Origin of the sequence: Hydrogenovibrio halophilus DSM 15072, assembly GCF_000384235.1 — a bacterium.
In the GTDB taxonomy this organism is placed as follows: Bacteria; Pseudomonadota; Gammaproteobacteria; order Thiomicrospirales; family Thiomicrospiraceae; genus Hydrogenovibrio; species Hydrogenovibrio halophilus.
The window spans coordinates 1,155,006-1,170,921 of record NZ_KB913033.1; the positions used below are offsets into that span (position 1 = coordinate 1,155,006).

Below are 15,916 nucleotides of genomic sequence, written 5' to 3' on the forward strand. Positions count from 1 at the left end.
TATGGATTCCGTAACCCTTTGAGATGAGAAGAGACTGAATTGAGCGATTCCGGCATGTTTTCCCAATCGACCTCCCGATTGCTTTTGGCGTTCAGCGCCCGTCAGTGGCTGGGCATGGCCCTGTTGTTTCTGGGACTGACCGGACTGGGTGTGTTATCGGTGTACTGGCAGGTGGAGGGCGTTCGTTGGCAGTGGGACAATGCGCTGCTGGCCCCGACGTTTTTGCTGGCGGCGCTGGGGTTGCTGCTGGTGTATTTTGCCGCCGACGGGCTTAGGCTCTGGTGTACGCTCAAGGCGTTGGGCTACCCGATTCGGGCCAGAGACATGACACAACTGGTGTTTCTGAATATTTTTGTGTCCAATATCACGCCGCTGGCCACGGGCGGCGGGGTGGCTCAAGTATGGTTTTTGCGCCAGCACAGCGTGCCGGTGGGCAAAGCACTGACCGCCACCACCATCCGTACCGTGCTGGCGATTCTGATGATTTTTGCCGCCGCGCCGATTCTGTGGTCGCTTTTGCCCGATTTGGGCGGGAGTGCGCGGGGTCTGATTCAGACCGGTCTCTGGCTGACCATCGGGGTGTATGCCGCCGGGTTTGCTCTGGTGTTGTTCAAAACCGACTGGCTGATCCGGACGCTGCTTGCGCTGCTGGCCGGTTTGTGTCGGATCCGGCTGTTGTCCTATTCGCGCTTTGTGTACCTGAAGCGTCACTGGATTCGGGAAATGCGCCGCTTCAGCCGTGGCTTTCGTCAGTACTTTGCCGGGGGCTGGTTCTGGGTCACGTCTTCGGTGGTGAGTACCGCGGTGTTTCTGCTGGCCCTCTTTTCGTTTCCGGCGCTGATTTTTCATGCCCTGGGCTATGACCTGTCTTACTGGCTGGCGCTGGCCAAAATGGTGGTCACCACCTTTATCATGTATTTCTCACCGACTCCGGGTGGTTCGGGCATCGCCGAAGGCGTGTTCGGACGTTTCTTTTCCGCCGATCTGCTGACCACGCATCTGGTGCTGGCGGTGGTGGTCTGGCGCGGCCTGACCATTTATCTGGGCATGTTGATCGGGCTGATGGTGACGCTTCGCTTGTTGCAGCCCAGTCCCAATGCTTCCCATGCCGGAAGCGGAGCGGCCTGATGCGACGATTGTTGCGCAAACGTTTGCTGGTGCTGCTGATCGTCGTGATCACGGTGATTCTGGGCTATCGTCTCTATCTGCTGTTTTTCGAAACCGATTTTCAATCGGTGCACGGGCGTCAGCTTCAGGCGATTGAACAACGGTTGGCCGATCAGACCGATTACCGTTTTGCGGTGGTGGGCAACATCAATAATTCGGTTGGCCTGTTTGAGCGCAAAATGGTTCCGATGCTCAATGCCGATGAGGCCGCGTTTGTGATTTCGGCGGGCAATGCGGTCAGCGGCGGCGGCGAGGACAAGTATCGGGCCTTGTATGGGTCGCTGGGCCATCTGCAGAAACCCTATCTGCTCACCGTCGGGCCTCATGAAGTGAAGGCGTTGGGCGCGGTGCATTTCTACCGTCATTTCGGGCCGTTTTTCTATACTCTGAGCCGGGGCAATCAGTTTTTTGCGTTTCTGGATGCCACCAGTGAAGAGACTTATGGCTTTCAGCTGCAGTGGCTGGAAAAGCGGTTGCACGAAACCCAAGCGGCCAACCGCTTTGTGTTTGTCAGTCGCCCATTATGGGATGTGGGCGAGGAACCGCCGGTGGATTTCGAAGACCAGTATCTGGCCCGCGACCCGGCTTCCGAGCGTTTCCGGGATGCGTTGATTGAGCTGTTTGAGCAGTATGAGGTGGACGTGGTGTTTTCAACCAATCTGCACCTGTTTGACCGGCGTGAACACAAGGGGGTGCGTTATGTCACCACGGGCGGTGCGGGCGGTCTGGTGATCAATGATGACATCAGTTATTACCATTATGTGGCCGTGGACGTGGACGGTGAGCAAATTCGTTTGCAGGAACACAAGCTCGAGATCGGCCAGCATCCGGTGATGAAGCATCTGGAAAGCCTCTGGTTTTTTGTCCATTCCCTGTTTTATGTGGGCCATTTGAATTTTCTGCTGTTTATGGCCGTACTGATCATTGTGGCGGTCAAGCTGTATGGCGCGGTGTTTGAAGAAAAAGACTATTACCCCAATTACGATCTGGATCCGGGCCCGTTTTTGAAACGGCCATTGCGCATTGCCATGGTCACCAACAATTACTTACCGTTTGTGGGCGGGGTGCCGATTTCGATTGCACGGCTGGCGCGGGGTCTGGTGGCGAAAGGCCATCTGGTCAGGGTACTGGCCCCGGATTATCAGAACGCGGAACAGACCCGGCAGGATCAATCCCAGCCGGGCGGCTTGGATGTGACCCGGTTGCCGTCCTGGTTTCGCATCGGCTCCGGGCACCCGTTTCGCCTGGCCAACCCTTTCTCGCGCCGCTTTCAGAAAGCGCTGAAAGACTTTGCCCCGGATCTGATCCACGTGCATCACCCCTTCTGGCTGGGACGCCGGGGACTTTTCTGGGGGCGGCGACTGGGAGTGCCGGTGGTGCTGACCTATCACACCCGATTGGAACATTACGCTCATTTTGTGCCCTTGCCTGGGCCGCTGTTTCGCAATGTGATTGTGCATGGGGCCATCCGGCGGTTTGCCAATCGCTGCGATGCGGTGATTGTGCCCACGGCTTCGGCCGAAGAATATCTGCGGCTGATCGGGGTGCAGCGACCGATTTACGTGCACCCGACCGGGATTGAGTATTCGGCCTTTCAACAGGCGGACACAGAAGGGGTGGCCGAGCTGAAACAGCGCTGGGGCATTGCGCCGGATGCGACGGTGCTGGTTTCGGTGGCCCGGCTGAGCCCGGAAAAAAACTTTGAATTCATGCTGCAGGCGCTGGCCACACTGAAAACCCGGACTGATACACCGTTTCAGTGTCTGATTGTGGGCGAAGGCGAGGCCCGGGAAGGCTTGCAGGCTCAGATTGAGGCGCTGGGATTGACCGATACGGTGTTGCTGGTGGGAAAAATCGCACCGGAGAAAATGCCGGCCCTGTATCAGCTGGGCGATGTATTTGTGTTTGCCTCGCGTTCCGAAACCCAGGGCATGGTGATTCTGGAGGCGATGGCTGGCGGTCTGCCGGTGGTCGCGGTGCGGGCCAGTGGCATTGACGATGTGATTGAGCAGAACCAGACCGGGATCAAAACCCCGGAAAACTACCAGGCCTGGTCAAAAGCGGTGCAAAAACTGTTGGAAGACCCGTCCCGACGCCAACGCATGAGCGAAGCGGCCCAGGCGTTTGCCGGGGAATTCGATATTGAACCCTACGCCCAGCGGGTGCATCGGACTTATGCTGAGATTCTGGCGGAACACCGTCTGGCTGATCCGACGCAGCTGGCGGAAAAAACCCGAAAAAAAGGGTCGTAACGTTTTGGGTTTTCAGTAAAGTAAACAGAACGCTCTTCAGGAATTTGTGATCCATTTATGATAGTTGCGCCCCATCCATTGTTCGATCAGCCATTGATCAAAAGCTTCTTGCAGGCATTTGAGCATTCGATGATGACGTTTGTGATCACCTCAGCCGAGACGGATGCGGTGCCTTACCGTTTTTTGTACGTCAATGAGCGTTTCAAGCAGCAGACCGGCTACGACGAGCCGGACTTGAAAGACCAGAGCCCCAAAATTCTGCAGGGGCCGAAAACCAGCCCGGAAGTGCTGGCAGAGCTGAAACGCAAACTCCGGCGTCAGGAAACCTTTATCGGCCAGGCGGTCAATTATCGCAAGGACGGGTCGGAATACATTGTGCGCTGGAGCATCAACCCGATTCTGGACGAGCGGCAGCAGGTGGTCGCCTATATTTCCTGTCAAATGGAAGTCAATGAGCGGGTACAGGATCAGGAGCAGGCGTTTTTTCTGGCCGAGGCGATCAACCAGACCGCCGATGCGGCTTTGATTACCGATCTGAAAGGTAGAATTGTCTATGCCAATCGGGCCTTCACCCTTCTGACCGGTTACGAGCTGGAGGAAATCAAGGGCCGAAACACCCGGATGTTCAAATCCGGCAAGATGCCGCCGGATTTTTATCAGAGAATGTGGGAAACCTTACTGATGAATCAGTCGTTCAAAGGCATTTTTCTCAATCGGCACAAGGACGGCCATGCGTTTTTCGAACAGAAAACCATCACCCCGATTGTGGACGAATACAACCAACCCATCTATTTTCTGGCCATTTCCAAGGATTCGTCTGAAGTCATTGAAAAAACCCACCATCTGGAATACAAAGCTTATCACGATGCCTTGACCGGTTTGTTCAACCGCTCCAAGTTTGACGAGCTGATGGTGGCCAAGCTGCGCCATTTTGAACACGAAGGCGCGGTGTTCAGCCTGATACTGGGCGATCTGGATGATTTTAAGCCGCTCAATGATACCTATGGTCATGATGTGGGCGACGAGGTGCTCAAGCAGCTGGCTTCGGTGTTTCGCCATTCGCTGCGCAAAGACGATGTGGTGATCCGCTGGGGTGGCGAGGAGTTCTGTGTGCTGATTGACTCGGATCTGAAAAGCACCGAGTTTGTGGCGCAACTGCTGAAAGACCGGATTGCCGAAATCGATCTTGAGGCACTGCCGGACATTCGACTGACCATGAGTTTCGGTGTGGCCCAGGCGCAATCGGGCGACGACCCGGAAACCCTGTTCAAACGGGCCGATGAGGCGGTGTATGCAGCCAAAAAGGCCGGAAAAAATCGAGTCAGGATTCAGCCTGAGTCCAGCGAAGGGTCTGATCCGGGTAGCGATTGATCGACTGCTGCATGCCCTGAATGTCAAACCCGTCAATGCATTCCAGCAACTCGCTGGCGTAATCTTCCACTGCCTGCACCTTCTGCGTTTGCCCGATCTGCGCCAGCGATTTGGCAAAACGCTTCATGTGATCAATGCTCTGACTGTCACGGGCCCGGTGATACTGCGGTTCGATCTGTGCCAGTGCCTGCGCCAGCCGGTCACGGGCTTCTTCGCTCAATGGGGATGCCGAAGCTGGGGCCATTGCCTTGCTCCGAGCCTCGGGTTCGCGGGTGTCAAACGCCAGATACTGGGCCAGAGCCCGGATCAGATCACGGCGCAGGATCGGCTTGCGCAGAGCGTCATCAAAATACTGGCGCTGATCTTTGTCCAGCTGGTTGTTGAGCACCGACGCGGTCAAGGCAATGATGGGCAGCTCGGGATGGTCCTGTTTGATCCGTCTGGCGGCTTCATAGCCGTCCATCACCGGCATGGCAATGTCCATCAGGATCAGGTCGGGCACCGCTTTGTTCACCGCTTCCAGCGCTTCCTCTCCGTTGCCGGCTTCGATCACGCTCAGGGCCGAGTGGTAAAAGTTCTGCACAATCAGATCACGGTTGTTGGCCACATCGTCCACAACCAGTATCCGGGCCGGGGCAAAAGCGCGGTCCTCGATCCGGTCGCCTGAGTCGCTCGGGTTACTTTGTGCCTCATCGGCTCTGGCGAGTGCGGCGATTTCAATGGCCGGCAGCGAGAGCAGAAAAACACTGCCCTGCTCCGGCTGGCTTTCAACCTCAATGGTGCCGTCCATCATGCGCACCAGTCGCTGTGTGATCGACAAGCCCAGGCCGGTCCCGCCATATGTCTGGCTGTCCTGACCGCTCTGCTGGGTAAAGACTTCAAAGATTTTCTGCTGCTGATCCTCGGGAATACCGATGCCGGTGTCTTCCACCCGGACCGTCAGGCCGACCTGGCTGGAGGAGGTGCCGGCTTTGGCCTGAACGCTCAGGCGAATCTCGCCCTGCTGGGTGAATTTGACCGCATTGCCCAGCAGATTGAACAGAATCTGACGGATCCGCACTTCGTCCAGCAACAGCGCGTCCGGCAGTTCCGGGTCAATCTCCACCTCAAAGTTCAGCCCTTTCTTTTCAATGTTCAAACGGAACATTTCACTGATGTCGGCAAACAGTTGCTTCGGATCGACCGGTCTGAGTTGCAGGCTCATTTTTCCGGCTTCGATTTTGGACAGGTCCAGAATGTCGTTGATCAGCATCAGTAGCGTGTTGCCTGCGTTCTGGATGGTGTGGACAAAACGCTTCAGCCGTGGTGTGGTGATTTGGGCTTCCAGCAATTCGGTAAAGCCCAGAATCGCGTTCATGGGGGTACGGATTTCGTGACTCATATTGGCCAGAAACTGCGATTTGGCCTGATTGGCCTGATCGGCTTCCTGTTTGGCCTGGGTCAGTTCCTGCTCCATCTGAACCCGGTCGCTGATGTCGAGCAGGATGGTCAGTGCCGCGGGTTGCTGGTTGTATTGAATCGGAATCATCGAGGTCAGCATGTGGCGGGTGCGTTTGCGATTGGAAAACAACGGCTTGATCCGCACTTCGATCTGGTTGACTTCGCCTTTGCGGCGGAATGTCTGCTGCAGGTGTTCAAACTGTTCTGGTGCTTCAAAAAAGGCGCGCAGATTCAGCCGTTTTTCGTGGTCGCGGATCTGGTAGTGCGTTTGTGCATGGCGGTTGGCGTGCACGATGGCCCCGTCCGAATCGATGACCAGTACCAGCAAAGGCATGGCGTCGATCATCTGCTGCAACTGGGTTTCATTCTGGCGAAGCTGGGCCTGTGCCGCCTTGCGCTGGTGGATTTCACGCGCCAGCTTGCGGTTCCAGTAGACAATCACGGCCAACAGCAGGACAAAGCCCAGTGAGAGTTGGAGTAGGGTCCAGTAGTCGAATCGCTGCAGATAATGCACCTGACTCCAGCGGTCATGAATCTGCTGGCGATACTGTTGTTTCAGCAGCGGCAGCGCCTGGTTGAGCAGGCGGTATAGTTCGGGTTGGTTCTGGTGTACATAGAACCCATGCTCGTAGGTATGATCGGTTTTGCCGACGATTTTGAGCGTGGTCAGCTGCTGGCGTTCAATCCAGTAACTGGCTTCGGCCAGCGGCACAATGGCCGCATCGTATTGGTTGACGGCCAGGGCTTCCAGCGCGGAACGGGTCGCGGCGACGGGTTTGAAGGCCAGAGCCGGGTGCAGCTGCTGGAGGCGCTGAGTGCTCTCAAGCGCATCGACCAGTGCAATGCGCTGTCCCTGAAGCTCGTTGATGTCGCTGATGAATTCACTGCCATCGGCGGTGACAATCACCAGCGGCGTTTCCAGTAGTGTGGGCAGGGGCCGGTAGGCCGATCCGATCTGATCGCTGGGGTATTCGGCGCTGATCAAAGCCGGTGTTTCGGTGTCGGACGAGGGGGTGATCTGCAGATTCAGGTGTTGCTGAAGCAATTGAATGTATTCGGCCATAATGCCCTGATAATCACCGGTTTCCCGGGTTTCGACCGGCAGGTGATTGCGCAGCACTTTCAAGTTCAGGGTCGTGGCCTCGCTCAGCCATTGCCGGTCGGCTTCCGACAGGGCCAGACGGGCGCGGAAACTTTGCTGATCGGTCAGCGGGGCGTCGCCCAACCATTTCTGGGTCAACGCCTCTTTTTCCTGCGGGGTCAGGGCCTCGAGCGCCTGATTGAGTATGGCCACCAGCTCCGGGGCATCGTCCCGCACCATAAAGTGCAGAGGTTGGCTGCCTTCGCGGCTGGCCTTGAAAGGTTCCATCCGGTTGATGCCCAGTTGAGACAGTTTGAAGTGGATGACCGTGTAATTGCCAAACAGCAGTTCCGCCTTGTTTTCCAGTACCCGGTCAATGGCTTCGTCCAGAGACTGGGTCAGCACCAGTTTCAGGTTGGGGTACTGGCGTTTCAGAAACGGCAGGTGCACATAGTCCCGGGGGATCGCCAGACGCAGGTTCTGGCTCTGCTCCAGGTCATGAATGCTCAGGGAGCGTGGCTTGAAAAAATAGGTCAGAGTCTGGTGATACGGCTGGGTAAAGTGGGCAAAATCCCGGCGTTCTTCGTTGGGGGCGGCGGAGGTCAGCAGGTCGATCTGCTTGCTTTTGAGCTGTTCGATGGCCTGATGCCAGGGCAGGGAGGTGACGTCAAATCGCAAGCCGATTTTGTCGCCCAGTGTTTGCAGCAGGTCTTTGGAAAACCCTTGCGGCTGGCCGTTGTCGCCCAAATAATCAAAGGGTGGCCAGTCCTGATCGGCCCCCACCCGGATCACAGGGTGATTCTGGACCCAGGTCTGTTGTGCCGGACTCAGGGTCAGGCGCTGAACGGTGCGGGACTGATCGAACCAGGTTTTCAGCAGTTGCTGTTTTTGCCGGGCGTCGATTTCGGCCAGCGCTTTTTGAATGATGCCGAACAGCTCGGGGAAGTCTTTGTGGATGGCAATCGCGGTTTTGGTGTGGCGGCCATCCAGCTTGCTGACCACGTGGATGTTGGTCAGAAAGTGGCGTTCGATCAGGTAGCTGGCCACTGCCAGATTGCCGATATAGGCGTCGGCCTGACCGAAGGAGACCGCCTCCAGCGCCTGCTGATTGGAGTCGGTCAGATGCAGCTTGAGGTCGGGGTGGCTGTCGAGCAACCATTCGTGCAGGTAGGAGCCGGTGTTGATGGCAATGGTCTCATCCGTGAAATCGTCCAGTGTCTGTATCCGCTGGGGGTTGTTGACCATGAAAATGGCCAGTGGCATGGACGCATAAGGCTCGGTAAAAAAGAAATCCTGGCGTCGTTCGGCAGTGGAAACCACGCTGGAAAGGCCATGCAAACGGCCTTTAGCGCCTTTTCGGGCTTCCTCCAGTGTCGTTTGCCAGATGGCCGGTGCCACCCGAATTTTCAGGCCGCTTTGCTGGCGGATCAGTTCAATCAGGTCAGCGGCAATGCCGCTGTGTGCGCCCCGGGCATTTTCAAATTCGTATGGCGGCCAGTTGTGATCGCCACCCAGGGTGATCTGGGGATGGTTTTTTAACCAGGCCTGCTCTTGCGGGGTCAGGTCCAGAGCCTGCACCGGCAGCAGGCTGAGGGCCAACCAAAGTGCCCAGAGTCTGCTCATTAAACGGGCCGTTCGATTCATCCCTCTCGCTCATAGAGTTCGTGCGGGGCGGGAGGTTGTCTGTGTTTTTCCAGAATCGCGGCAAACTCGTCCTGATGGGCGTTGAAGAGGTCCACCAGTTTGGGTTCGAATTGTTTGCCGCGTTGCTCGTTGATGTAGGCGACCACGTCTTCCAGTGGCCAGGCCGCTTTGTAGTGGCGGCGATTGGCCAGGGCGTCAAACACATCGGCCAGTGCCACAATGCGGGCGTAGGGATGAATGGCATCGCCCTTAAGCTGATTGGGGTAGCCGCGTCCGTCCCAGCGTTCGTGGTGTTGCAGCGCAATAATGGCCGAGGCTTTCATCAGGGCGCGATCGGAAAAACTCATCATTTCATAGGCCAGTCTGGTGTGGGTTTTGACGATCTCAAATTCCGATTCGGTCAGCTTGCCCGGTTTGTTGAGAATCTCGATCGGGATTTTGATTTTACCGATGTCGTGCATCGGCGCGGCATGAAAAAGGGTGTCTTCGTCTTCTTCGCTCATGCTGGGGTCATAATACGCCAGCAGGTGGGAAAATTCCGCGACCCGGTGGATGTGCTGGCCGGTTTCGTCAGAGGTGGTTTCCATCAGTTCGGCCAGCAGAAAGATCATTTCCTTCTGGTTTTCTTCCAACTCGGTGGCAAAGCGCTGGGTGCGGTGGGTCAGGTGTTGCTTCAGGGTCAGATTGTTCTGTTTGAGCAGTTTTTTGGCATGGGATAGCTCCAAGTGGTTGCGCACCCGGGCGATGAGCTCTTCGCCGTTGAATGGTTTGGTGATGTAATCGACCGCGCCCAGTTCGAAGCCGCGGGAAATGGCGTCAATGTCCACTTTGGCGGTCAGAAAGATCACGGGAATTTCCTGGGTTTGCGGGTCCTGTTTCAGCTTCTGGCACACCTCGAATCCGCTGAGACCGGGCATCATGATGTCGAGCAGGATCAGGTCAAACGGATTGCTCTGAACCAGTGACAATGCCTGTTCGCCATCAGTGGCAAAGGAAAAGTCATAACCTTCTTCCTTGAGCAGATTCATCACCACTTCGATGTTGTCGGTGACGTCGTCGACGATCAGGATGTGGGTCTGGTAGTCCATATTTTACGACTCATTCTGTTGAGAGGCGGCGGAAACAATCTGGCCGATTTCGCCCAGAATGCGGTTGATTTTTTCACGGTCGGGCCGCAGGCTGCGAGGGTAATCGGCGGGGCTGCCATTGCTGAGCGAACCGGCGCAGGTCAAACGCAACAGTGGCGGGTCGGTCTTTTCCCCTGCCAGATACAGGTGAATCACGTCCATGGTGGGCGGCGGGAAATCGTCCCCGGCCAGTGCCAGATTCAATCCGGCCCGGCTGGCTAGATGAATCGGTTGGGAGCGGGTAGCGATTTGTTCCTGATCAATGCCCAGACGGGTGATGTCAAAGGTACCGGGTGCCAGGGTTTCCGCGGTCTCGTTCAGGTGCTGTTTTTCCAGTCGGCAATGGGGGTCGTAACGCTCGAAGTGCTGACGGGTGGTGAAGCGACCGTATTGAATGAACGTGCGGGTGCTGTCGGGGGCAAAGTTGACGGGTTGATTCAGCCGGAGCCGGTCGTTGGGGCCGATGTCCAGCGACTGGGCAGGGGACAGGCCGGAACAGCCACTGAGGCTGAGGATCAGCCAGCTCGCCAGTCCCGTGGCGGCAAGACGAAACAGAAATCGTGACATGGATCCCCCTCTTGGCAATACATGCTCTGTGTTATAATAACGTAATGAACTTTACGTTATTGTACCGTTTTTTAACAGGGGAAAAACCCGTTGGGAAAACGCGTTTTCCAGTGGCAAGGCAATGAGGGCATTCGATGGATTCAGCCATGACCAATTATGATGTGATTGTGGTCGGCGGCGGCCACGCCGGGACCGAGGCGGCGCTGGCGTCGGCGCGTACCGGTGCCAGAACCCTATTGCTGACCCAGAACATCGATACCCTGGGGCAGATGTCGTGCAATCCGGCGATTGGCGGCATCGGCAAAGGGCATCTGGTCAAAGAAATCGATGCGCTGGGCGGTGCCATGGCCGAAGCGATTGATCAGGCCGGGATTCAGTTTCGCACGCTCAATGCTTCCAAAGGCCCGGCCGTAAGGGCAACGCGCGCTCAGGCCGATCGGGTTCTGTACCGTGAGGCGATTCGTACCCGTCTGGAAAATCAGGTGAATCTGACCCTGTTTCAGCAATCGGTGGACGATGTGCTGATCGAAGCCGACGAAGTGATCGGGGTGGTGACGCAGATGGGGTTGCGTTTCCATGCCCGTCAGGTGGTGCTGACCGCTGGGACGTTCCTCGCGGGGCGCATTCACATCGGTTTGCAGAACTACGAAGGCGGTCGTGCGGGCGATGCCCCGGCCAACCGTCTGGCCAGCCGCATGCGTGAACTGGGGTTGCCGGTCGGGCGACTCAAAACCGGCACGCCGCCCCGCATCGACGCTCGCAGTGTCGATTTTGAGGCGATGCAGGCCCAGCCCGGCGATGACCCGGTGCCGGTGTTTTCGTTTATGGGTCGGGCCGAGCAGCATCCGCGCCAGATTCCCTGCTACATTACCTACACCAATGACGCCACCCACGATGTGATTCGCGGCGCGCTGGATCAGTCGCCGATGTACAGCGACGCCGGTGAGATCGACAGTGTGGGGCCGCGTTACTGCCCGTCGATCGAGGACAAGGTGATGCGTTTTGCCGAGCGGGATCGCCATCAGGTATTTATTGAGCCGGAAGGGCTGAATTCGACCGAGTTGTATCCCAATGGCATTTCCACCAGTCTGCCGTTTGAAGCTCAGGTGGATCTGATTCAATCGATTCCGGGGCTGGAAAACGCCCGCATCATGCGCCCGGGCTATGCGATTGAGTACGACTATTTTGATCCGCGCGGCCTCAAACCCACGCTGGAATCGCAGCATCTTACCGGGCTGTTTCTGGCCGGGCAGATCAATGGCACCACCGGTTACGAAGAGGCCGGTGCCCAGGGCTTGCTGGCAGGGTTGAATGCGGCGCGGCGTTCACGCGAGCAAACGCCCTGGTACCCGCGGCGTGACGAAGCTTACATTGGCGTCATGGTGGACGATCTGATCACGCTGGGCACTTCCGAACCCTATCGCATGTTTACCTCGCGTGCTGAATACCGGTTGATGTTGCGCGAGGACAATGCCGATCAGCGTCTGACCCCGGTCGGGCGTGAGTTGGGATTGGTGTCCGATGCGCGTTGGCTGGCGTTTGAAACCAAGCTGGAACGTCTGGAAACGGAATTATCACGGCTCAAGCAGACCTGGTTGTATCCCCAGCATGAGGAGGCGAAAAAAGCCGAAGCGCTGATGGGATTGCCGCTGAGCAAGGAGCAGACCTTGTTTGATCTGCTTAAGCGGCCGCACGTGCGTTATCAGTCTTTGGCGCAGCTGACGATGTTTGGCATGCCTCTGGCCGATCCGCAGGTGATTGAGCAGATCGAGATCGAGGCCAAATACGCCGGTTACATCAAACGCCAGCAGGAAGACATTGATAAGTTGCGCCGCTCCGAATCGGTGGTGATCCCGCCCGATCTGGATCTGGAAACCGTTTCCGGTCTGTCGAACGAGGTCAAGCAAAAGCTGCGCGCCCACCGGCCGGAAACACTGGGCATGGCCAGTCGCATTGCCGGTGTGACCCCGGCGGCGATCTCGGTATTGCTGGTGTCGATCAAAAAGTGGCGTCAGCAATCGTCCAGGCAGGCAGTGTGATGACCGAAGCGCAGGCACAGAAGGCGTTGCAGGCGGCGTTTTCGGAACTGGGAATGGCCGAAAATCACCAGGCCTGGTCAAAACTGGTTCGCTACTGGCAATTGTTGCAAAAATGGAATCAAGCGATTAATCTTACCGCCATTCGCGATCCGGAAACGATGCTGATCAAGCATGTGTTTGACAGTCTGAGCGTGGCCCCGGTGATGCGCTGGCATCGGTTGCTGGACGTTGGTTCCGGTGCCGGGCTGCCCGGTCTGGTGCTGGCGATTCTGTCCCCGCAAAAGCCGGTCACGCTGCTTGACAGCAACAGCAAAAAAACCCGTTTTCTGATGCAGGCCAAACACAGCCTGCAGCTGGACAATGTCGAGGTGGTTCAGGAAAGGGTGGAGTCGCATCGTCCGCACGAACGCTATGACGCGGTGGTATCGCGGGCCTTTGCGTCGCTGCCGGACTTTCTGAATCTGACCCGGCATCTGCTTGCCGATGACGGCTTCTGGTGGGCGATGAAAGCGCAGCAGGCGCAGGCCGAACTGGATGATTTGCCGGGGTTTGCCAGACTGGTACAGCATCACCGTCTGAAGGTGCCGCAGCTTGAGGCCCAGCGCAGTGTGATTCAGCTGGCACCGATCCATTCCAATACGAAGGAGCAGGCATGAGCCGAATGTTTGCCATTGCCAACCAAAAAGGCGGCGTCGGCAAGACCACCACGGCCGTGAATCTGGCGGCTGCGTTTGCGCGTCTGAACAAGCGGGTGCTGCTGGTGGATCTGGACCCGCAGGGCAATGCCACCGTGGCCATTGGCGTGGAAAAGGACGAGCTGGAGGCTTCGGCCTACGACCTGCTGGTCGGGGACGCCAAGGCCAAGTCGGTGATCTGTCAGACCAACGTGGAAAATCTGGATCTGATCGGTGCTAATGGCGATCTGACCGCGGCCGAAGTGGCCTTGCTGGAAGAATCCAAAGGGCCCAAACGCCTGCGAAAAGGTCTGAAAAAAATCCGTGATCAATACGATGTGATTGTGGCCGATTGTCCGCCCACATTGAATATGCTGACTTTGAACGGTCTGGTGGCGGCCGATGGCATACTGGTGCCGGTGCAATGCGAATATTTCGCGCTCGAAGGCCTGTCTGCCCTGATCGATACCATCGAGGCAGTACAGGAAGATTTGAATCCGGACCTGCATCTGGATGGCCTTTTGCGCACCATGTATGACCGGCGCAACAATCTGGCCAACGATGTGTCCAGCGAGCTGGTGGCGCATTTTGGAATGAAGGTGCTTCAGACCATTGTGCCTCGCAATGTGCGCCTGGCCGAAGCCCCCAGTCATGGGGAGTCGATTCTGGATTACGATGCCGGTTCCAATGGGGCGGTGGCGTATCTGGCGCTGGCCAATGAACTTAAGCGAAAAACCCGATTATAAACTAGGATAAATCCATGGCGAAGAAACGTACCGGGATGGGAAAGCGTGGCGTCAATGCCTTGATCGGCGGTCGTCAGAAAGCGCAAAGCAGTCTGCACGATCTGCGCGTTGATAAAATTGAGATCGATTTTCTGGTTCCCGGTGCCTATCAGCCCCGTCACCAGTTTGACGACCTGGCGATGCAGGAACTGGCCGATTCGATCCGGATTCAGGGCATTGTTCAGCCGATTGTGGTCAAGCCGCTGGAAGACGGCCGCTATGAAATCATTGCCGGGGAACGTCGCTGGCGCGCGGCCAGAATGGCCGGGCTGGAAAAGGTGCCGGTGGTGGTGCGGCAGGCCGACAACCAGACCACACTGGCGATGGCACTGATCGAAAACATGCAGCGTCAGGATCTGAATCCGATTGAAACCGCTTATGGGCTCAAGCGACTGATGCAGGAGTTTGAGCTGACCCAGCAGGCGGTGGCCGACGCAGTTGGCCGGTCGCGTACCGCGGTGACCAATCTGTTGCGGTTGCTGAAATTGCCCGAAAAAGTGCAGGAACTGCTGCACCACGGCAAACTGAGCATGGGCCACACCCGCGCCATTATTACCCTGCCCGAAGACATGCAGATGAACATGGCCAGAAAAGCCGTGGACAAAGGCTGGAGCGTGCGGGAAATGGAACAGGCCGTGCAGAAGTTGCTGGTGCCGGGCAAAAAGCCGCCTCGCCGCGAGGCGGTGACATTGAGCGAGCCTTTGCAGAATTACCAGCGTTCGCTGGAACAAAAAGCCGGTACGGCCGTGAACATCGCTCAAAGCCAGAAAGGAAGCGGTCGGATTGAAATCCGCTTCAAAAACGAAAAAGAGCTTGAAGCGTTGCTGCGACGGCTGGTTTGACTGCCCGATGGCACAAAAATCACCAGGCCTGGTCATAAATATAGTGGTTGAACTTCACAGAATCCAATATCTTGTAGTCTTAAAAAATTAATCTGGTCTTGACTGGATTTTGTGGCATAAAACCGCTATGATTCCGTGCGTTTAGGCTGGATTACATTGCCCGGCACGCAAGAATCCGAACGTTAACTGGAAGCGTATGCAAGAAAATGACGACAACGCAAGACAGCGTTCGGAAAACAGAAAAAAGCCGGCCCTGAACTTTCTGCTGATGGGCGCAGGCTCCATGTTCACCAGTATGGTGATTGCCGGCTTTGTGGTCGGCTACATTCTGGATGCGCTGTTTGACACCTTGCCGGTTTTTCTGATGATCTGTGGTCTGCTGGGCTTTATTGGCGGGCTGCTGAAAGTCAATAAGTTGCTGGGTAAGATGGACCTTCTGGATCCGCAGAAACCAGCCAAGGCGGCGGATCGGAATGAAGCGCCGCCTGTGACCGAAGAACCAATGAAAGACAAAACCAAAGAAAAAAACAAAGAACAACAACGATGAATGATGCCGCTCCCTTGAAAATGGTCAGTGCCAGTCGGGCCTGGAAAGCCCAACTGGTTCTGGGGTTGTTGGCGGTGTTTGTGTTTGCGTTCTGGTCGCTCGCGCTGGATGCCCTTTACGGGCTCGCGATCGGGTTGGTGAATGTGGCGATGCTGAGCTGGACGTTTCAGAAGGCCAATGCCAAAGCCGTTGAGAACCCGAAGAGCGGCATACAGATTTTGTATTTGAGTGCAGTCATCCGCTTTGTGCTGTTGGCTGTGTTATTTGTTTTGGGGCTGCAAGCCTTTGAGTTGAACCCAATGCCCGTTGTGCTGACGTTTGTGGTCATGCAGATCGGGCAGATGCTCAACCTCAAAGGCAAGCAGCGTTTGACTGACTAA

General features: G+C 56.6%; 12 protein-coding genes. 9 read left to right on the forward strand and 3 right to left on the reverse strand.

Features of this window, described 5'->3' with window-relative positions:
• The first annotated feature begins 39 nt into the window (after positions 1-39).
• Genes A377_RS11985 through A377_RS0105550 form a run of 3 tightly spaced genes read left to right on the forward strand, consistent with a single transcriptional unit; the run spans position 40 to position 4,790 of the window.
• On the forward strand, positions 40-1,128 hold the full coding sequence (locus A377_RS11985; protein ID WP_211209284.1) for a lysylphosphatidylglycerol synthase transmembrane domain-containing protein: 1,089 nt from the start codon (positions 40-42) through the stop codon (positions 1,126-1,128).
• Positions 1,128-3,419: a glycosyltransferase gene (locus A377_RS11990; RefSeq protein WP_019895220.1), complete on the forward strand. Its 2,292-nt coding sequence runs from the start codon at positions 1,128-1,130 to the stop codon at positions 3,417-3,419. Before A377_RS11985 ends, A377_RS11990 begins: the two co-directional genes overlap by 1 nt.
• 57 nt (positions 3,420-3,476) lie before the next feature.
• Complete coding sequence (locus tag A377_RS0105550) at positions 3,477-4,790, forward strand: sensor domain-containing diguanylate cyclase (RefSeq protein WP_083919108.1); 1,314 nt, start codon at positions 3,477-3,479, stop codon at positions 4,788-4,790.
• Here A377_RS0105550 and A377_RS0105555 read toward each other — a convergent pair.
• From A377_RS0105555 to A377_RS0105565, 3 genes are read right to left on the reverse strand one after another with little or no spacing between them, the layout of a single operon-like run.
• Positions 4,741-8,934: a transporter substrate-binding domain-containing protein gene (locus tag A377_RS0105555; RefSeq protein WP_019895223.1), complete on the reverse strand. Its 4,194-nt coding sequence runs from the start codon at positions 8,932-8,934 to the stop codon at positions 4,741-4,743. The two genes, A377_RS0105550 and A377_RS0105555, sit on opposite strands and share 50 nt — an antisense overlap.
• A 17-nt stretch (positions 8,935-8,951) precedes the next feature.
• Positions 8,952-10,043, reverse strand: coding sequence for a response regulator (locus A377_RS0105560; RefSeq protein ID WP_019895224.1), 1,092 nt, complete (start codon positions 10,041-10,043; stop codon positions 8,952-8,954).
• Positions 10,044-10,046: 3 nt separating this feature from the next.
• Positions 10,047-10,649: a hypothetical protein gene (locus A377_RS0105565; protein ID WP_019895225.1), complete on the reverse strand. Its 603-nt coding sequence runs from the start codon at positions 10,647-10,649 to the stop codon at positions 10,047-10,049.
• Positions 10,650-10,783: 134 nt separating this feature from the next.
• On the opposite strand from A377_RS0105565, the gene mnmG reads away from it, so the two are divergent.
• From mnmG to A377_RS0105595, 6 genes are all read left to right on the forward strand, one after another.
• Positions 10,784-12,688, forward strand: a complete 1,905-nt coding sequence (gene mnmG, locus A377_RS0105570) for a tRNA uridine-5-carboxymethylaminomethyl(34) synthesis enzyme MnmG (RefSeq protein WP_019895226.1) — start codon at positions 10,784-10,786, stop codon at positions 12,686-12,688.
• Positions 12,688-13,344, forward strand: coding sequence for a 16S rRNA (guanine(527)-N(7))-methyltransferase RsmG (rsmG, locus tag A377_RS0105575; RefSeq protein WP_019895227.1), 657 nt, complete (start codon positions 12,688-12,690; stop codon positions 13,342-13,344). The genes mnmG and rsmG overlap by 1 nt, the downstream gene beginning before the upstream one ends.
• Complete coding sequence (locus A377_RS0105580; protein ID WP_028485297.1) at positions 13,341-14,108, forward strand: ParA family protein; 768 nt, start codon at positions 13,341-13,343, stop codon at positions 14,106-14,108. Before rsmG ends, A377_RS0105580 begins: the two co-directional genes overlap by 4 nt.
• A 14-nt stretch (positions 14,109-14,122) precedes the next feature.
• A complete protein-coding gene (locus A377_RS0105585; protein ID WP_028485298.1) occupies positions 14,123-14,989 on the forward strand; it encodes a ParB/RepB/Spo0J family partition protein in 867 nt (288 codons plus the stop codon).
• Between the two features lie 196 nt (positions 14,990-15,185).
• Entirely contained in the window at positions 15,186-15,536 is a 351-nt protein-coding gene (locus A377_RS11995) for an AtpZ/AtpI family protein (protein ID WP_019895230.1), read from the forward strand.
• A complete protein-coding gene (locus A377_RS0105595) occupies positions 15,533-15,916 on the forward strand; it encodes an ATP synthase subunit I (RefSeq protein ID WP_019895231.1) in 384 nt (127 codons plus the stop codon). The genes A377_RS11995 and A377_RS0105595 overlap by 4 nt, the downstream gene beginning before the upstream one ends.